This window comes from Pantoea sp. X-Soil-MYKO-1289 (genome assembly GCF_059730625.1).
The window spans coordinates 239,529-256,414 of sequence record NZ_AP036005.1 but is presented as its reverse complement, the minus strand read 5'-3'; the positions used below and the strand labels follow the sequence as shown (position 1 = coordinate 256,414).

Below are 16,886 nucleotides of genomic sequence, written 5' to 3'. Positions count from 1 at the left end.
TGATAAGGCCGGTTAATAGAAGAAATATCGCTAACGAATGCGATTCTGCTTATTTTACTTCGCTGGCGCGAAAAAAACGTTTTGTTTCCCTCGATCCGCTTAAAAAAGTGTCGATCCCTGTAAACAAAGCATTGATATAATTCTGCTGGCAACTATCGAGACTTTTCGGGTTGTTGGCGGCTAATTAATTTTGCTACCGTGATCGCAGCCGTGGTTTAACCGCGATATTCACTGCAGGCAACAAGCCGAGAGCGATATGCTTCGAAAAAAAAATCATTTTAAAATGGCGCTATCCATTGCGCTCACCCTCGCCGCTTCTGCGTCAGCCATGGCGCAGTCCACATCGCCCGACACCTTTATTATTGAAGCCTGGGGAGGCTCCAGCACCAAAGGGGTGCTGGCGGTGCGCGAGGCGGGTCGGCTGCGCAATATCGTCAGCGAGCACAATGAAATTGCCGTGCTTAATCAGCTGCTGCAGGCGAAATATGGCAGCGGCGTGCAGGTGATCAATCGCGGCGCGCCGTCGGCCCAGGCGATTGAACTGCTGAACGGCCGCTATAAATATGAGCACAATCCGCCATGGCAGGAAGCGATGAAACAGTCGCGCGCGCGTCTGATCCTGCTTAATTTCGCCACCAACGACGCGCGCCACTACCACTTTCACGATATCGAAAAACCGTACCAGGTGAGCCCGCAGCGCTACGGCGAAGTGATGACGGCGCTGATCGACAGCGCCAGAGCGAACGGCAAAGCGGTGGTGTTGCAGGAGCCGCATCCGCTGTGCGGACGGGCGGAGAAATGGGATGTCGCGCCTTATGCCGCGAGGCTTGACGCCGTCGCCCGCGCGGAAAAGGTGCCGCTGGTCAGTCAGTACCAGCGCATTCAACAACTGCCCGACTGGCGCGCCATGATGTCGCCCGACTGCATCCATCCTTCAGAGCAGCTCTACCGCGTCAAGGCGCTGGAGACCTTTAAGGTGATCGAGCAGCATTTCGGCGCGCAGCTGGCGAAGCTAAACGCCCGCGCCTAGCGCAGCGAGGCGCCGCCGCAGATCACCATCTCCTGACCGGTGATCGCCGCCGCCTGCGGCGAGAGCAAGAAAGCGGTCAGCGCGGCAACCTCCTGCGGCTGGATAAGCCGACCTATCGGCGGCATCACCGGGCTGGACGCCTCGCGGCCCGGCTGCGACAGCATCGGCGTTTCCGTCGCGCCCGGCGCCACCACGTTGACCGTAACGCCGCGCGGCGCCAGCTCCATCGCCCAGCTGCGCGCCATCCCCACCATCGCGGCCTTAGTGGCGACATACTGGGAGCGGTTAGCCGCCCCGCGCGAGGTGCGGCTGCCGATCAGCACAATGCGGCCGCCCGGCTTCATCTCTGGTGCAAAGCGGCTGGCGAGGATCTCCGCCGCGCGCACGTGCAGCGACCAGAGACGCGAGCTGACGCCGAGATTGATCTCGCCCACCGGCGCGGCGGCCATCATGCCGGCGGCATGCACCAGCGCATCCGGCACCGGAAGATCGGCCAGCGTGCGAATAAGCGCCGGCTCATCGGTCATATCGACCTGAACGCTGCGGAAAAGCGCGCTGTCGCGCGTCACCGCGCTGCGGCTCAGTCCGGTCACCTGCCAGCCCTGATCGAGCAGCGCGGCGACAATCGCTTCGCCAATACCGGAGCTGGCGCCGGTGACTATCGCATGCGGCATTTATACCTCCAGAAGCGAACGCGGAATCTTAAACACCGCCTTGCGCACCCTTTCCGGCTGCGAAGCGGCACAGAGCGCCTGATGCGGCTCGCCCGGCAAAAACACGGCGAAATCGCCGGCGCTCAGGCGTAGCGAAACCGGCAGCACCGGCGCGGCGGCGATGAAAAGATCCGCTTTGCGCTCTTCATCGTCCGGCTGCGCCTGAGGCTGCTGGCTGGCGTTAATCACCTCACTGCCCGCCAGCACCACCTGGATATCCGCCCACTGACGGTGATATTCGGTATGCCGCTGCGCCGCCGGCTCGGTCTGCGCCGGGCCGATATGGCAGAACCATTGCGCATCCGCGGGCTGAAAGCGGCCATCCTCGCGCTGTTGCAGCGCCGCAAGCCCGCACTCATCGCGCTCAAGGATAGCGCGAAGCGCGGCGGGCAGCCCCGCCATCGCCAGCGCCTGCAAATTGCCGATAATCATGACGCCTCCTTTACCCAGGCCGGCGACAGGCGCACATATTTAATGGCCTGCCGATAGAAGGTATACGCGATATGCAGATTGCCGTCGGCGCTCTGCTTAATGGTGGGATAGGAGAACTCGCGGTTGAGTTTCTGCTGGGAGTTATTGGTCATGCAGTAGCCGTCGCCTTCGTCGAGATTGCGCTGCCACGGCCAGCTTTTGCCGCCGTCAGGCGACAGCGCCACCGTCATCGGCGCGCGCGGCGCGCCCCAGAACGCGCTGCGCCCTTCGCGCGCCTGCGGCTCTTTGCGGCTGTCGTCGCCGTCATCGATTTCGTCATAAAGCGAGGCGCGTCGCTCCGTCGCGCCTGCCGCGCTCATATTGTTGAACACCAGCGCCAGCGTGCCGTCCTGCAGCGTGGTGACCTGAACAGAGGAGTTATTGTTGGGCAGCGTGGTCGGCTCCGGCTGTGACCAGCTTTCGCCGCCATCTTCTGACTGGCTGTAGTAAATATTGTCCGCCCAGCGGCTGCGATAAAGCGCCACCAGCGTGCCGTTGGGCAGTGCGGTGATGTTCATATGCACGCAGCCGAGGCTGCCAGGCACCGCGACATCGCGCCAGCTTTTGCCGCCGTCGCTGGAGATCTTCACCGCGCTGACGTCATCATTCCCGACCCACTTCTCGCCCGGCTGAGTGCGGCAGTAGAACACCGGCAGCAGCCAGTTGCCGTTCTCCAGCACGGTAATCGGCTGGCGGATAAAGGTGCCGGGCTGGTCGAGCAGCGTCTCAATCGGCCCCCAGCTAACGCCCAGGTCGCGCGACTGGCGCATGCGCACGATAGCGGTATCCTGGTTGCCGGCAAGCTGCGCCGTCCAGAGCAGCCACAGTACGCCGTCAGGCGCCAGAAACAGCACCGGGTTCTGTTCCGACCGCGCGGGGTCGTCAGAGAGTTTTACCGCCTCGCTCCAGCGATCGGCGCCGGACGCCAGGCGCGAGCTGTAGACAGAGATATCCGCCACGCCTTCCTGGGTGCCGCCGAACCAGACGCACAGTAGCGAACCGTCCGGCAACGGCAAAAGGTTGGCCGCGTGGTTTTGCGGGCACGGCGATGGCAGCATCGCCGTCATGAGGCGCGCATCCTGCTCTGCTGGATGCAGTACGCCATCGCGGTTAACGGTTACGGACATATCGGACTCCCCTCTGTTCAACGCTCTGGCGCGTTTCATCTACTTGTCGGTTTGGGATCAGGTAATCGATCGCCATAATGATGGCCGGCGTGACCAGCGCAATATACATATTATTGATGCCGAACGGGTCGCCCAGCAGGTACCAGACGGATGTCGCGACGCAGGCGCCGATCAAACCGGCGTTCGCGCCGCGCGCGCTCTTGAAGAACGGCGCGTAGAAGGCGATCACCGCCACTACCGAAATCGAGAGACGAATGGCGCGGGTAAAGAACGAGAGCTTCAGCACCTCAGGCACCAGCAGCACAAAAATCAGCGGCAGGAAGCCGATAACCAGCGACAGCCAGCGCGTCGCCTTGAACTCCTGCTCTGGCGTCGGCTTGCGGTACGGCACGTAGAAATCCTTCACCACCAGCGAAGCGATGGCCAGCGCCACGGTGCTTACGCTGACAAAGATCGACGCCACCAGTGACGTTGTCACCACGCCCGCCATCCAGGGATTCATATCCTGCAGGAAAATCGGCATAGCGTAGAGGCTGTTGATCTCTGGATGCAGATATTTCGCCGCCACCCCGATCACCGCGATTGCCAGACCAATCGGCAGGCAAAAGAAGAAGGCGACCCAGGTGGCGCGCTTCGCCGAACGCACATCTTTCGTCGAGGAGATCGCCTGAATCACGAATTGCGTGCAGAAGATGGAGCCGATGGTGCCGATCAGCCAGGCCACGATGGTGCTGGCGCCGATATGGCCATCCCACGTCCAGTAGTAGCTGGGCATCTGCTCGATCATCGGCGTAAAGCCGCCGGTTTTATAAAGCGCAAACCCCATAATGGCGAGAATGCCGAAATACTTCAGCGCGCTGTGCAGCATCGTGACCCAGGCGAGCCCTTTCATGCCGCCATAGCAAAAGTAGAAGGTGCTGACCACCGCGGTGATAAAGGCTGCAACCGGCAGATTAACTTTCAGGATGGTTGAGATCGCCGCCGCGCCGCTCACATAGTTGCCCACGTTCACCAGCAGCAGCGCGTAAATCATAATGACGGAGATGATGTTCTTGGTGGTATTGCCGTACTTTTCCGCTATCGCGCCTGAGATGGTGATTTTGCCGGTGCTGTAGATACGTTTGACCAGCAGGAAGCCAAACAGCGGAAAACCGATTGCCGCGCCGATCACCGACCAGGACGCGGCGAAGCCATCTTCAAAGGCGGCCTGCGCTGTGCCGATGGTGGATTTGGCGCCGATATATTCCGACATCAGCAAAATACCGACCACCAGCGCGGGCATGGCGCGGGATCCTTCCATAAAATCGCCGCTGCTTTTGCTGCGCAGCCGCCAGGTCAGCCAGGTGGTGAAGAGAATATAAGCCACCACGATGCCGACGATAATCAGGGTGTCTTCAGCATTGAACGTATTCATCTGAGCCTCTCTTGAGGACGAGCGAAACCGTGAGGGTTATCACCCTCGTCTGTTTTCCGTTAAGTCATTGCGCGTGCTGACGGACTAGCGCATTGCCGTGATGACACCTGATGGCGGCGCGGATGTTGAATCGGGGCAGCGCGTGCTGCAGTAGAGATAGGCCACGTTGATCTCCTGTAGGGATGCAGATTGATTAAATTTAATCAGCGCACTTTCTTTTGAAGGCGTCACAGCAGCATTTATAGGGTAATCAGCGCGGGAATAAATTGATCATGCTCACATATAGTCAATTATGATTAAATATAATCATAATCAGGCGTGCGGCTGTAAATTACCCATTCACGGGATGGTAAGAAGGGAGAAGCGTGAGCAAAGCCGGTCAGGCGCTGACCGGCCAAGGAGAAGAGGATTAGCCTTCGGCAGGCGGCGTCCATTCGGTGAAGGTAGGCTTGTCGCTTTTTACTTCATAGGCGACATGCTTGACTTCGCCTTTAGCCGTGTTGACTTCGACGGGATTAATGGTGACGCGCCCCAGACCAAACAGCGTCGCGACATAGCCGCCGATTTTATGCTTGCCTGGCGTCAGGAAGAGATCCTTACTCTGGCCGCCGTTTAGCGTGCCGGCGTCTTTGCCGTCGACGGTAACGAATACCGATGAGCCGTCATCGGTGCGCGTCATCACGTGGGAGACGCTGACCTGCGCGGGACCGGCGGTAAAGGTGGGATCGTCCTGGTAAGAGTGCTTTTTCGCGCATCCGGCGAGCGCGACGACGGCGAAAAGGGCTATCGGGGAAAAACGTGAAATCATTATTTTTGTCAGACCTCAGCTGCGACTAAGCCTCTATTTTAGCGCTACGTCACACTTTCTCCCACCATACAATGCGTCAGCATGTTCCGAATTCGCCCCCTTCGCTGCTTTTTACGCCAGTCACCGCACACTTTGTTCACTGGCGATTTCAGCCTGAAATCGGCGGCAAACCCGCAAGAATTCTTTCCGCTTCATCCGCGCGCAGCGGGTAGCCGTAAAAGCGCTGATAAAAGCGGCGGGTAGCGGCGATAAGATCGAGCTGGGCAAAGCGCTGCGGATGCAACTGCTTTGCCGCCCAGAGGATCTGCAACGCCACTTCCGTGCCGTAGCGGTCCCAGGGAAACACGCCCGACGGATTTTGCAGCACGCGATGCTGTTTTACCGCCTTCAGGCCGCTAAACAGCGCGGCATAAGGCGACGCCTCAAGCCTGCCTGCGCCTGCCCCGATAATGATCACGTCGGGATCCCAGGCGATGATCTGCTCAGGCGAAACCTCTTTCATATTGCCCGTCACCTCCGCCGCCGCGTTGCTGCCGCCGGCAAGTCGGATCCAGCTATCGATTAGCGTCTGGCTGCCGTCAATCTTCAGCGGCCGCAGCGACTGAATATGCAGCACGCGCGGCCGCTGCGTCTCGCTCAGCGAGGCGGTTTGCGCGCTGACGGCGGCGATCTGCGCATCCAGATAGCGGTTATACGCCAGCGCCCGACGCTGCGCCTGCGGCGTGCCCACTACCTGCGCGGTGGTGAGCAGCGATCGTTTCATCGACGCCACGTCGTTAAAGCGCATACTCAGCGTCGGGATAGCCGCCTGGCGGTAGCTTATCGCATCGGGATCCTGCGCGGGAACGAAGATGGCGTCAACGCCGCGCTCTACCAGCGCCTCGCTGGAAAAGGTTTTGCCGCGCGCCTGCAGCGCCTGATTCAGCGAAGGCTGCACCTTAAACATCCACGGCCGGTCTGCAGGGTGATTAACGGTCGCGACGATAAGGTCGCCCGCGCCCAGCGTCATCAGCAGTGAATGGTGCGCATACCAGGCGTCGGCGATGCGGCGCGCCGGATGGGGCAGCTCGACCTGCTGCCCAAGGTCGTCGGTTAGCGTGGCGGCAGCGACGACGCCTGCCGTCAGGCTCAGCGCCAGCGCCAGGCTGGCCCGCAGTAACGGTTTCATTATTCAGTCTCCTTAGAAATCGAGCTGCATTGAGAGCTGCACCTGACGCGGCGCGCCGAGCGACGCGCTGGCATACCCCGCGCCGCTGTAACCATTGAGGCCACCCGGCACGATATTGGTCCAGTAGTGGCGATTGGTCAGGTTAGTCACATCAAGCCGAAACGTGGTTGCGGTGTTCATCAGGCGGGTCTGATAAGCCGCGCCGGCGTCGAAGGTGGTATAGCCGCTTACCCAGCCGCTGTTGGCATTGTCGGTGGCGCGCCGTCCGACATAGCGCGCGCCGCCGTGCAGCTCGGCGCCGCTGAGGCCAGGTAGATCCCAGGCGGCGAACAGGCTGGCGCTATAGCGCGCCAACCCCACCACCTGTTTGCCCTGCGTCGCGCTGGTGGAGGTATTGAACAGGCGCGGATCGAGCCAGCTCATGCCGCCGTAGAGATGCACGCGTTGCGTGACGTCGCCGTCCGCCATCAGCTCCACGCCGCGGTTGCGCTGTTCGCCATCCACCGCGTAGTCGCCGCTGCCGTTGGTATAGGCAAAGGGGCGTTTGATCTCAAACAGCGCCGCCGTCAGCAGCAGCCGATCCAGCGCCAGCTTCGCGCCGAATTCCGTCTGCCTGCTGCGATAAGGCGCCAGGATCGCGCCGGCGTTACTAGCGCCCGACGGCGCGGCGTCGCCCTGCTGCAGGCTGTCCGCCCAGGTAAGGTAGAGCGTGAGCGGATCCACCGGCTTATAGACCAGGCTGGCGGATCCGGAGAAGCCGCTGTCAGAAGATTCGCCGCTGCGCGCGCCGGTTTTCGCGTAGCTGGCGGAGCTGAGCAGGCTTTCGCTGCCCGCCAGCAGCAGGCTCCACTGCGGGGAAAACTGCAGGTTGTCGCTCAGCAGAAAAGCGTGCTGCGTCGCGGTGGCGGAGTGATAGCGGTTGCTGAAGTCGGGGAAGTCCGGCCGCTCAAAGCGCGCAGGCCGATCCAGCGAGGCGCTGCCCAGCGTCGTGGTCGCGCCGTGCAGCGGATTCATATTCTTCCAGACAAAACCGCGAATGCCGGTGGCGATCTGATGATGGATATTGCCGGTATCGACTTCGCCGGTCAGATTCGCCATATAGCTGTTGATGGTAAAGCGACTGGCGGTCGAGGAGGAGGTCGTGGTGGTGTAGCGCCCCGCCCGATCGGTAAAAGTATGGGTGACGGCGGTCGACTCGCGGTCGGCGATCTGACGCAGTACGCCTGCTTCGCCCTGCCAGTTGCCGTCAAAGTCATGCCGCAGGCGCAGCCCTGCGGTCAGCGTATGGTTGTCGTCGCCCGCCCAGGATTGTCCCAGCCCGGCCTTTTTCGGGACAGGCGCCGCCGGGAAGGTGAGCCCGCTGCCGAGCGCGAATTTGCCCGGCAGGCCCTTATCGTAAAAGTGGTAATAGCTGAAGTTGCTCTCCAGCACGGTGCTGTCGCTGAGGTTAGCGTCCAGCGCCAGGCTAACCAGCTGACGGCGCACCTTGCTGCCGCTGACATAGCCTGGACCCTCGTCATCCAGCAGGTTCAGGCGATAGCGCAGGCGATCGTTTTGATCGAGCGGGCCGCTGAGATCGGCCGCGACACTGTGATTGCCGCCGCTGCCGCCGCCGATGCGCAGGCGCTGCTGCGGCAGATCGGCGCCGCGCTTCGCGACAAAATTAAACAGCCCTGCCGGATTGGCCGGGCCGTAGAGCGAACCGGCCAGGCCGTTCAGCACTTCGATATGGTCGAACTGCTCTGCCGCGTAATCGGTGGTTGAGACAACGTTCAGGCCGTCGATCATGCTGTTCTGCACCACGCTGCCCTGCATGCCGCGCGTCTGCGGCCGCGCGCCGTCGCCCTGAACCGACGGCATATAGCGATAGAGGTCGCTGACGCTTTTTAACTGCTGCTGTTTCATCATCTCGCGTGAAAGCGACTGAACGGAGAACGGCGTGTTGCGTAGCGCCTGCTGGCCGGCATTGCCCAGCATGGCGCTTTTTTGCGTGGCGTCCTCATGGCGGGAGGATGAGCCCGGCGCAGCATTGACCACCAGCGTATCGCTTGTGGACGCCAGCGCGCCCTGTGTTTTCAGGGCAGCTAACATTAACAAGCTAAGTAAGTGGGGTTGAAAACGCGGGCGGGAAATTAATGTCATTTTATTAGTCAATTCTGCAGGTGATATTAACGGCGAGAAAGCGTAACCTTTATTTACTACTTTCGTTGTATTTACAATTATATAGCGAAAAGATAATTCAGCGACAGCGACAATCGGTTATGGCGCGATTAGTCTGAGCAATGGCGCCGTAGAGTAAATAAAACGAAGGAGGTATAGAGGTCAGCCATCGAACGAATTAATTATCCCGCGCTGGGCGATGTTAAAGCGCCCTATGTGCATGCGGTAAAACAGGGAAAAACGCTCTATATTTCCGGCCTCACCGCGTTCGGCAGCGCCGCGCAAGCCGGTTCCCTTGCCGAGCAGGCTGAGGCGATATTCAAACAGTTTCAGCTTATTGCCGAGGCAGAAAACAAGACCCTCAGCGCGTTGCTGAAAGTGACGATATTCATCACCTCTTTTAGGGATATCGACGCCCTGCGCCAGGTGCTGTTTCATTATTATGGCGACCATTTGCCGGCCAGTTCATTAGTGCAGGTCAGCGCCCTGTTCTCGCCCGATCTTAAAATTGAAATATAGGGAATAATGGCGCTCTGATTTAGCGCCCCGCTATTCAGCATTACGAAAAGTAATCCATTCATTAATCTGGCTCATGCGGCTAGTTTCCGCTGCCAAGTCAATACGTAGCGGGCGTATTTTGTTCAATTTATGAGATGACTCAAGGAACTGAAAAGTGACGACAAATCTCATTTATGCAACAACCATGCAACATAAGCACATCTTTATTCAGTGCGGCGCAGCCAGCCACATTATTTATGCACTGCGCTGCACCAAAATGTGGCAAAAGCGCTTTTTTCAGCGGCGTAAGAAAAATTATCTTTCTTCGGTAAGTGGTAAATTAACGGGGTGCGGTTAGATCCGCTATCCATCCACGGCAACACATAATAAACGACTTCAAAAAAGAAAGGTCTTTATGGAAAAGTTATCCTACGCGTCTGAAAACAGTACATCTGCCTGGTCCACCTACCTTCAGCAAATCGACCGCGTCGCGCCCTATCTGGGCGAACTGGGACGCTGGATCGATACGCTGCGCCATCCGAAACGCGCGCTGATTGTCGATATTCCGCTGCAGATGGATGACGGCAGCATCCGCCATTTTGAAGGCTATCGCGTGCAGCACAACCTGTCGCGCGGGCCGGGTAAAGGCGGCGTGCGCTATCATCCCAACGTCGATCTGAATGAAGTCATGGCGCTCTCCGCCTGGATGACCATCAAGTGCGCCGCGGTCAACCTGCCCTACGGCGGCGCCAAAGGCGGCATCCGCTGCGATCCCTTCGCGCTGTCGGAAGGCGAACTGGAGCGCCTGACGCGCCGCTACACCAGCGAAATCGGCATTATCATCGGGCCGCAGAAAGATATTCCGGCGCCGGATGTCGGCACCAACAGCAAGGTGATGGCGTGGATGATGGACACCTATTCCATGAACAGCGGCACCACCGTGACCGGCGTGGTCACCGGCAAGCCGGTCCACCTGGGCGGCTCGCTGGGACGCGAAAAGGCGACCGGACGCGGCGTGTTTATCACCGGCCGCGAAGTGGCGCGCCGCGCAGGCATTCCCGTTGAGGGGGCGCGCGTAGCGGTGCAGGGCTTCGGCAACGTCGGCAGCGAGGCGGCGCGTCTCTTCAGCGAAGCGGGCGCCTTTGTGGTGGCGATTCAGGATCACAGCGCGACCATCGCCAACGCCGGCGGCATCGATATGGCGGAGCTTTCGCGCTGGCAGCAGGAGCACAAGCAGATCCTCGGCTTCCCTGGCGCGGAGAAAATCGATGAAGCGGCGTTCTGGCGCACCGAAATGGATATCTTTATCCCGGCGGCGCTGGAAGGTCAGATCACCCGCGAGCGCGCGGAACGACTAAGCTGCAAGCTGGTGCTGGAGGGCGCGAACGGCCCGACCTATCCGGAAGCGGACGACGTGCTGGCCGAGCGCGGCATTATCGTGGTGCCGGACGTCATCTGCAACGCAGGCGGCGTAACGGTCAGTTACTTCGAATGGGTGCAGGATATGGCGAGCTTCTTCTGGAGCGAAGATGAGATCAACGCGCGCATGGATAAGATCATGACCGACGCGATGGTGCACGTCTGGAACAAAGCCAAAGAGAAAGAGTGCTCGCTGCGCACCGCAGCCTATATCGTCGCCTGCGAACGCATTCTGATGGCGCGCAAAGAGCGCGGCATCTATCCAGGCTAATCGCTTAACGGGCAGCGCAGGCTGCCCCAGATATCAGTAACGCACCAGTCCGCCATCGACCGCGTACTGGCTGCCCGTCACGTAAGAGGCGTCGCTGGAAAGCAGGAACAGCGCGACCGCCGCCGCCTCTTCCGCCTTCCCGGCCCGCTTTAGCGGCACCTGACTGACGATAAAATCCTCGAACTGCTGACGCGCCGTTTCCGGCATAAAATCGCGGAAGTGCGTTTCGATCGGTCCTGGCACCACCACGTTAACGCGAATGCCGCGCGGCGCCAGCGCCGTTGCCCAGCTGCGCGCCATCGCCACAATCGCCCCTTTTGTGGCGGCATAGAGACTGGTGCTTGCCGCCCCTTCATAGGTTGACGACGATGAGGTGACCACCACCGACGCGCCGGGATTAAGCAGAGGCGAGAGTCTGGCGAGCTGCAGCAGCGGGCCGCGCACGTTGGCGTTCATCATGGCGTTAAAGGAGTCCGCGCTGATCGACTCCAGCTCGCCCAGCTCAGCGTAACCGGCGTTCAGCCAGAGCCCGTCAAGCTGGCCCCACTTTTCCACCGCTTCGCCCAGCGCCTCAATATCCGCCTCCAGCGAGGCGTCGTTGCGCAGCAGCAGCGCATTGTCGTGCAGCACGCTGTTGGCGTACTGCAGTCGACTGGGATTGCGGCCGGTCACCGCGACGCGGCCGCCTTCCGCCTGAATGCGCTGCGCGCCCGCCAGCCCCATGCCGCTGGTGCCGCCGGTAATCAGAATACGCTTATCACTAAATCGGGCCATAACCCCTCCATCAAGGCCGCCGCAGACCTGGGCGGCGCGAGCGAATCAATACTCTCTCTGAATGTTAGCTGGCGACAGCGATAACGCGTCATGAACGCAGTGACAGATTAATGACATTTTGGATGGGCTTATAACCCCGTTTATCTCAGGGTTATGCTTTCTTAAGCTAAATAAAGCAATTACGCGCCGATTATTAATCCCTGCGTTAAGTCAGGTTATTTGCGCGCAACACTTTTTATAACCCTGTCTTTAAGTTTTTTTACAGCATAACCCGCTGAGACAGAGCCATTTACACCACGCTGATGAATCAAAACGGCATCAATTGCGTGATTAATCGGCTATGACAGTCTAAAAATCTGCTAATTTGAAAGCGAGGCCGTTTTTATAGTAAGGTAAATTGTTGTAAACAAGCTGCCGTAATTTATTTTAACAGGCTGCTTATAGCTTTCTTTCCCAGAGTTTGTTGGCAGTTCGGCGACGAAAGCTATAAGAGCCTCATTGGTTAATGAGGATATTATGAGCACCGGGAATCAACCCACAGATAAAAGCAAAAAGCATTTCTGGCAAAAAAAACAGAAAGAGCTGACGGTCGACGATATTACCATCGTCGATAACGATATGCTGAAGCGCGCGGTTGGCGCAGCGGCGCTGGGTAACGCAATGGAGTGGTTCGACTTCGGCGTTTACAGCTACCTCGCCGTGACCATTGGTAAGGTCTTTTTCGCCAACGCCAGCAATACCGCTCAGCTCATCGCGGCCTTCGGCACCTTCGCCGCCGCCTTCCTGGTGCGCCCTATCGGCGGACTGGTGTTCGGCCCGCTCGGCGATCGCATCGGCCGACAGAAAGTGCTGGCGATGACCATGATCATGATGTCGATCGGCACCTTTTGCATCGGCCTGATCCCCTCTTACGCCAGCATCGGCATTCTGGCGCCGATATTGCTGCTGGTCGCGCGACTGGTGCAGGGATTCTCCACCGGCGGCGAATATGGCGGCGCGGCGACCTTTATCGCCGAATACTCCACCGATAACCGTCGCGGCTTTATGGGTAGCTTTCTCGAGTTCGGCACCCTCGGCGGCTATCTGCTGGGCGCAGGCTTCGTCACCGCGCTGACCTCGGTGCTGCCGGAGCAGACCATGCTCGACTGGGGCTGGCGCGTTCCCTTCTTCGTCGCCGCGCCGCTTGGCCTGTTCGGCCTCTATGTGCGGCTCAAGCTGGAAGAGACCCCGGCGTTCCAGCAGCATATGGAGAAGCAGGAGGCACTTGAGCACAGCAAACCGGCGATGACGGTGGTGCAGATGCTGAAGAAGTATCACAAGCCGATGCTGAAATGTATTGGTCTGGTGCTGCTGTTTAACGTCTCCAACTACATGCTGACCTCCTATATGCCGAGCTATCTGACCGGCATCCTCGGCATGGGCGAGCTGAGCAGCCTGCTGCTGATTATGGTGGTGATGTTCGTGATGATGCCGCTGACGCTGTTCTGGGGACACTGGGCCGATCGCCTTGGCCGTCGCCCGGTCATCGGCAGCGGCGCGATTGGCCTGATCCTGCTGGCGATCCCCTGCATGATGCTGGTGACGTCGGGCAATATGTGGCTTGTGTTCGCCGGACTGATTGTGCTGGGCGCGCTGCATACCTGCTTCAGCGGCTCGATGCCCGCCACCCTGCCGGCGCTGTTTGTTACCGACATCCGCTACAGCGCGCTGGCTATCGGCTTTAACCTCTCCGTGTCGCTGTTCGGCGGCACCACGCCGTTGATTACCGCCTGGCTGGTGGATACCACGCATAACCTGATGATGCCCGCCTACTACCTGATGGGCGCAGGCGTGATTGGCCTGATCACCGTGCTGACGCTGCACGAATCGGCGCGTAAACCGCTGCGCGGCTCCTCGCCTGCGGTAGCCAGCGAGGCCGAGGCGCACCGTCTGATTAAAAAGCTGCGTTCGCGCAATAAAGCGCGTCCGGCGCAGTAACCAGGTCATCGCTTCACTATAAAAAACCCGCCAGCGGCGGGTTTTCTTTTATCCAGGGTATGAAAAGCGAGCATCAGAAACAAGATGATTGAAAAGACGTGTTTTTTTGCCGGCAGAATCGTTATGGTATCGGTTCCATAACGCGGATAAGGAAGATCAACATGGTATCGAAAGAGAATGCCGAACACTATTTCTGGGGCGACAAATGCGAGGGCTGGACACTGCTGCAGCGGCAGGATCTCACGATCATCCACGAGCGGATGCCCGCCGGTACAGCGGAGATTCGTCACTATCATGCCCAGAGTCGGCAATTCTTTTTTGTACTGCGCGGCACGCTCTGTATGGAGCTAGAAGGCGAGCGTCACCTGCTTAACGCTCATGAGGGTCTGGAAATCCCTCCCGAAGCGAAGCATCAGGCCCGTAACGACAGCGACAGCGAGGTCGAATTTCTGGTGATCTCGCACCCCACCACGCGCGGCGATCGTACCGACCTGCCCTAAGCTTTTTGATCTACGCCGAGGTAACGCTTTAGCGCTGTATGCAGGTTTTTTGATCCAGAACAATCCGCGCCTCGCAGCCTTCTGTCAATTTGTGTCAACGGTTCCGGTAACCGCACATCTAATGGAGGCAGGCTGATGACGAGTAAATTAGGTTTAACGGCAGGTTTAGTGGTGTGGCTGGTCTATGTGGCGTGGATGGCAAGCTACTATTTCGGCACCTTCTCTCTGTTCGCTCACTGACGCGCAAAAGCCTGCGGATCAGGGGCGCCTGACTGCCGAGGCTACTCATATACGAAAATGCGCCGCAGGCAAAAGCGCTGCGGCGCGTCTTTGATATCAGGATAACGTTAAGCGGCCTTAACGGCGCGCACTTTCTTGGTTTGAGCGACGTCGCCTTCGGCGCTCTGATCAGCGCCTTCTGCGGCGCGCACGTTTTTCGCCGCGTCAGCCGCATCCGGAAGTTTGCTGGTGCGCAGGATATGCTGAATCGCATCTTTCTGCTCTGCAAGCAACAGGCCGAGCGTTTCCGCCTGAGACTCATCCATATCGGGCTGATGCTGCGCTAACCAGTCGGTAAAGGCCTCCGCCATGTCGAGCATCTTGTCGTAGGCATCCGCCTCTTTTTTGCTGGCAAACGTCATTTTCTCTTCACCCTTCTTGACGACTACGTATTTAATTTCGACAGCCATTTTTGCCTCTCCGATACTGTTAATATATACAGTATATCCCTCATACGGACAGATTGCATCCTTTTTTCAACGCTATCGCCACGCCAGGTGAAATGAAATTTTGCCTTATGAAATCAATTCATTAAGAAAGTCCGCCAGCGCTTTGCGCGGGTCGTCCTCTTCCGACACGATCATTTCGATTCCCCACTGCCCCAGCACTTCGCGCGCCACCGGATTATTGCGGTTGGTGAAGAGATATGACTTCGGCCGCGCGGTCGCCAGGCCGGTTCTGCCCCACATTTTCGTCAGGCGGTAGAACAGCAGGCGGATATTAAAATCGCTGATGCTGTAGCCGACGAACAGCACCGAATTGCCCATCACGTCGTGGGTCAGTTTGATATCGAGCGGCGAGTCGAAATAGAGGCGTTCAAAATAGCTGCTTTCATCCAGCACGATAGAGGTGTCGTCGTCGAAATCGCCGTGCAGTTTGATGATATGTCGCTTGTCCTCGGTGAGCGCCACCAGATCCGCCGCGTTGGCGACTTTGCTATAGGGCACGCCGTGCGCCTCATGCGCCGCTTCCAGCCAGCGGTCATAGTTGGTGGTATAGATGCGGCTAAAGTTGCCCTGCGTAATCATGGTATGAATTTCTGACGACCGGACATCAATGTCCGGGCGATGCCACTCGCGATCCATCCAGCTGCGCAGCGGCCCCAGCGACCCTTTCTTCTGCTTGTAGTATTCCGCCAGCGAAAGATGGGTGCCGTAGGTGTTGAAGATTTTCGGATCGTAGCCCAGCTCGTTCGCCAGATGAGCGATCAGCTCATGCCACTCCGGCAGCCCCAGATTGCGCGAGATGCCGGCGCCGGCGAAGAGGATCAGCTTGCCAGAGTCATAGGCGCGTTTCAGTTCAGGTTTCATGCCACTCCTCGGGCGGTTTTCAGAAATTCAGCGAAGCGATCGAGCGCCAGCTTACGCATCGAGATCTCATTTTTCAGCTCGCCCATCTCGGCGAAAGTCTGGCTATAACCTTCCGGGATAAACACGCAGTCCCACTGAAACTCACGTGGCCCGACGGGTCTGGCGGCAATGGTGCCGCGCACTTCGCCATGAAACTGATACATTTTGCGTCCGTCGCAGTAGCCCAGCACGGTTTTCGCCGTCACCGCCTGGCTGTCGAGCCCCTGCACCAGCTTGGCGAAACGCTCCGCCTCCAGCCGGTTCCAGAAGATGCGCGTCAGCCCGGCTGGCAGACCGTTTAGCCCATCGAGATAGAGACCGGTATGTTCGACAAACAGCGGGCGACCGATAATGGAAAACGCCCTGGTGAGCTTGTCGCGTACCAGCGCAATTTCGTTTTCCGTCTGGATTTCGTCGATGCGACGCGAGATAGGCAGGACGTCGACGCCCACCGGTTCGAGGATTTTGCGTACCTCGGTCAGCTTGTGCTCATTGGCTGACAGAAAGCGGATTTTCATTGCAAGCCTATAAATTATTCTGTTTTTGTAGATAAAGAGGCGGCGTGCGGCGGTTCATTTAGCTGTCGTCGTTCTCGTCCGGCTGCCGCATAACCAGAGAAAGCTGATAGAGATTATCCCGATCAATCTGCCGGCCGCAACTCAGGCAGACAGCGCCATGAGGCGTCTGTTTTTCATCATCTTTCCGCGTGTACTGGAAACGGCGCTCTCCACATTTAAGGCACCGGATCTTAACTCGGCCCATAGGGAGACTCCATCAAGGTGTTTCAGCGATGGGCTAAGCCTGGCACCTTTCGCCAGTTGAGCCAGCAAAAAGGCAAATTAGCTGTACGCCATGCCGATCCTGCACGGCATCAACAGATCGCTCCAGCACGCAGGATAGCTGATTCGGCGCGGCTGGCCCTGTTCGC

Annotated in this window: 18 protein-coding genes; 6 read left to right on the top strand and 12 right to left on the bottom strand. The window is 58.7% G+C overall.

The genetic code is table 11. The features are described 5' to 3' along the window. The first annotated feature begins 283 nt into the window (after positions 1-283). Positions 284-1,030, top strand: a complete 747-nt coding sequence (locus AC6I7Z_RS20610) for an SGNH/GDSL hydrolase family protein (protein WP_497815684.1) — start codon at positions 284-286, stop codon at positions 1,028-1,030. Here the strand turns inward: AC6I7Z_RS20610 and AC6I7Z_RS20605 are convergent. From AC6I7Z_RS20605 to AC6I7Z_RS20575, 7 genes are all read right to left on the bottom strand, one after another. Then, on the bottom strand, positions 1,027-1,704 hold the full coding sequence (locus AC6I7Z_RS20605) for an SDR family NAD(P)-dependent oxidoreductase (RefSeq protein WP_497815683.1): 678 nt from the start codon (positions 1,702-1,704) through the stop codon (positions 1,027-1,029). The genes AC6I7Z_RS20610 and AC6I7Z_RS20605 overlap by 4 nt on opposite strands. Next, complete coding sequence (locus AC6I7Z_RS20600; protein ID WP_497815682.1) at positions 1,705-2,175, bottom strand: NanQ anomerase/TabA/YiaL family protein; 471 nt, start codon at positions 2,173-2,175, stop codon at positions 1,705-1,707. Next, positions 2,172-3,341, bottom strand: a complete 1,170-nt coding sequence (locus tag AC6I7Z_RS20595; protein ID WP_497815681.1) for a sialidase family protein — start codon at positions 3,339-3,341, stop codon at positions 2,172-2,174. Before AC6I7Z_RS20595 ends, AC6I7Z_RS20600 begins: the two co-directional genes overlap by 4 nt. After that, a complete protein-coding gene (locus tag AC6I7Z_RS20590) occupies positions 3,325-4,755 on the bottom strand; it encodes a sodium:solute symporter family protein (RefSeq protein ID WP_497815680.1) in 1,431 nt (476 codons plus the stop codon). The genes AC6I7Z_RS20595 and AC6I7Z_RS20590 overlap by 17 nt, the downstream gene beginning before the upstream one ends. Before the next feature lie 409 nt (positions 4,756-5,164). After that, positions 5,165-5,563: a hypothetical protein gene (locus AC6I7Z_RS20585; protein ID WP_497815679.1), complete on the bottom strand. Its 399-nt coding sequence runs from the start codon at positions 5,561-5,563 to the stop codon at positions 5,165-5,167. Between the two features lie 148 nt (positions 5,564-5,711). Continuing rightward, positions 5,712-6,731 (bottom strand): ABC transporter substrate-binding protein, encoded by a 1,020-nt coding sequence (locus AC6I7Z_RS20580; protein ID WP_497815678.1) that lies wholly within the window; start codon positions 6,729-6,731, stop codon positions 5,712-5,714. 12 nt (positions 6,732-6,743) lie between these two features. Next, positions 6,744-8,822 (bottom strand): TonB-dependent receptor, encoded by a 2,079-nt coding sequence (locus AC6I7Z_RS20575; protein WP_497815677.1) that lies wholly within the window; start codon positions 8,820-8,822, stop codon positions 6,744-6,746. A gap of 285 nt (positions 8,823-9,107) precedes the next feature. Between AC6I7Z_RS20575 and AC6I7Z_RS20570 the strand changes: the two genes are divergently transcribed. The 3 genes from AC6I7Z_RS20570 (at position 9,108) to AC6I7Z_RS20560 (ending at position 11,079) form a co-directional block, all read left to right on the top strand. After that, entirely contained in the window at positions 9,108-9,410 is a 303-nt protein-coding gene (locus tag AC6I7Z_RS20570) for a RidA family protein (protein WP_497815676.1), read from the top strand. 154 nt (positions 9,411-9,564) lie between these two features. Continuing rightward, entirely contained in the window at positions 9,565-9,747 is a 183-nt protein-coding gene (locus AC6I7Z_RS20565) for a hypothetical protein (RefSeq protein WP_497815675.1), read from the top strand. A 57-nt stretch (positions 9,748-9,804) separates the two neighbouring features. Beyond that, the gene (locus AC6I7Z_RS20560; RefSeq protein ID WP_497815674.1) at positions 9,805-11,079 is read left to right on the top strand and encodes a Glu/Leu/Phe/Val family dehydrogenase; all 1,275 of its coding nucleotides are present in this window, start codon (positions 9,805-9,807) and stop codon (positions 11,077-11,079) included. A 33-nt stretch (positions 11,080-11,112) separates the two neighbouring features. Here AC6I7Z_RS20560 and AC6I7Z_RS20555 read toward each other — a convergent pair whose 3' ends face one another. Then, entirely contained in the window at positions 11,113-11,853 is a 741-nt protein-coding gene (locus AC6I7Z_RS20555; protein ID WP_497815673.1) for an SDR family oxidoreductase, read from the bottom strand. Positions 11,854-12,369: 516 nt separating this feature from the next. On the opposite strand from AC6I7Z_RS20555, the gene proP reads away from it, so the two are divergent. Both proP and AC6I7Z_RS20545 read left to right on the top strand, forming a co-directional pair. Continuing rightward, entirely contained in the window at positions 12,370-13,830 is a 1,461-nt protein-coding gene (gene proP / locus AC6I7Z_RS20550) for a glycine betaine/L-proline transporter ProP (RefSeq protein WP_497815672.1), read from the top strand. Between the two features lie 161 nt (positions 13,831-13,991). Next, positions 13,992-14,330 carry a cupin domain-containing protein gene (locus AC6I7Z_RS20545; RefSeq protein WP_497815671.1) on the top strand — a complete coding sequence of 113 codons (339 nt, stop codon included), beginning with the start codon at positions 13,992-13,994 and terminating at the stop codon, positions 14,328-14,330. 347 nt (positions 14,331-14,677) lie between these two features. Here AC6I7Z_RS20545 and AC6I7Z_RS20540 read toward each other — a convergent pair whose 3' ends face one another. From AC6I7Z_RS20540 to AC6I7Z_RS20525, 4 genes are all read right to left on the bottom strand, one after another. Then, entirely contained in the window at positions 14,678-15,019 is a 342-nt protein-coding gene (locus tag AC6I7Z_RS20540; protein WP_497815670.1) for a YebG family protein, read from the bottom strand. A 105-nt stretch (positions 15,020-15,124) separates the two neighbouring features. Beyond that, complete coding sequence (locus tag AC6I7Z_RS20535; RefSeq protein WP_033790496.1) at positions 15,125-15,919, bottom strand: SIR2 family protein; 795 nt, start codon at positions 15,917-15,919, stop codon at positions 15,125-15,127. Then, positions 15,916-16,476, bottom strand: coding sequence for a non-canonical purine NTP pyrophosphatase (locus tag AC6I7Z_RS20530; protein WP_497815669.1), 561 nt, complete (start codon positions 16,474-16,476; stop codon positions 15,916-15,918). The genes AC6I7Z_RS20535 and AC6I7Z_RS20530 overlap by 4 nt, the downstream gene beginning before the upstream one ends. Positions 16,477-16,534: 58 nt before the next feature. Next, a complete protein-coding gene (locus tag AC6I7Z_RS20525; protein WP_497815668.1) occupies positions 16,535-16,720 on the bottom strand; it encodes an ECs_2282 family putative zinc-binding protein in 186 nt (61 codons plus the stop codon). Positions 16,721-16,886 lie beyond the last annotated feature (166 nt).

What these genes read in the sequence shown, in the direction of transcription:
- AC6I7Z_RS20610 (WP_497815684.1), top strand. Translation starts at nt 284, where the DNA reads ATGGCGCTATCCATTGCGCTCACCCTCGCCGCTTCTGCGTCAGCCATG.
- AC6I7Z_RS20605 (WP_497815683.1), bottom strand. Translation starts at nt 1,704, where the DNA reads ATGCCGCATGCGATAGTCACCGGCGCCAGCTCCGGTATTGGCGAAGCG.
- AC6I7Z_RS20600 (WP_497815682.1), bottom strand. Translation starts at nt 2,175, where the DNA reads ATGATTATCGGCAATTTGCAGGCGCTGGCGATGGCGGGGCTGCCCGCC.
- AC6I7Z_RS20595 (WP_497815681.1), bottom strand. Translation starts at nt 3,341, where the DNA reads ATGTCCGTAACCGTTAACCGCGATGGCGTACTGCATCCAGCAGAGCAG.
- AC6I7Z_RS20590 (WP_497815680.1), bottom strand. Translation starts at nt 4,755, where the DNA reads ATGAATACGTTCAATGCTGAAGACACCCTGATTATCGTCGGCATCGTG.
- AC6I7Z_RS20585 (WP_497815679.1), bottom strand. Translation starts at nt 5,563, where the DNA reads ATGATTTCACGTTTTTCCCCGATAGCCCTTTTCGCCGTCGTCGCGCTC.
- AC6I7Z_RS20580 (WP_497815678.1), bottom strand. Translation starts at nt 6,731, where the DNA reads ATGAAACCGTTACTGCGGGCCAGCCTGGCGCTGGCGCTGAGCCTGACG.
- AC6I7Z_RS20575 (WP_497815677.1), bottom strand. Translation starts at nt 8,822, where the DNA reads ATGTTAGCTGCCCTGAAAACACAGGGCGCGCTGGCGTCCACAAGCGAT.
- AC6I7Z_RS20560 (WP_497815674.1), top strand. Translation starts at nt 9,805, where the DNA reads ATGGAAAAGTTATCCTACGCGTCTGAAAACAGTACATCTGCCTGGTCC.
- AC6I7Z_RS20555 (WP_497815673.1), bottom strand. Translation starts at nt 11,853, where the DNA reads ATGGCCCGATTTAGTGATAAGCGTATTCTGATTACCGGCGGCACCAGC.
- proP (WP_497815672.1), top strand. Translation starts at nt 12,370, where the DNA reads ATGAGCACCGGGAATCAACCCACAGATAAAAGCAAAAAGCATTTCTGG.
- AC6I7Z_RS20545 (WP_497815671.1), top strand. Translation starts at nt 13,992, where the DNA reads ATGGTATCGAAAGAGAATGCCGAACACTATTTCTGGGGCGACAAATGC.
- AC6I7Z_RS20540 (WP_497815670.1), bottom strand. Translation starts at nt 15,019, where the DNA reads ATGGCTGTCGAAATTAAATACGTAGTCGTCAAGAAGGGTGAAGAGAAA.
- AC6I7Z_RS20535 (WP_033790496.1), bottom strand. Translation starts at nt 15,919, where the DNA reads ATGAAACCTGAACTGAAACGCGCCTATGACTCTGGCAAGCTGATCCTC.
- AC6I7Z_RS20530 (WP_497815669.1), bottom strand. Translation starts at nt 16,476, where the DNA reads ATGAAAATCCGCTTTCTGTCAGCCAATGAGCACAAGCTGACCGAGGTA.
- AC6I7Z_RS20525 (WP_497815668.1), bottom strand. Translation starts at nt 16,720, where the DNA reads ATGGGCCGAGTTAAGATCCGGTGCCTTAAATGTGGAGAGCGCCGTTTC.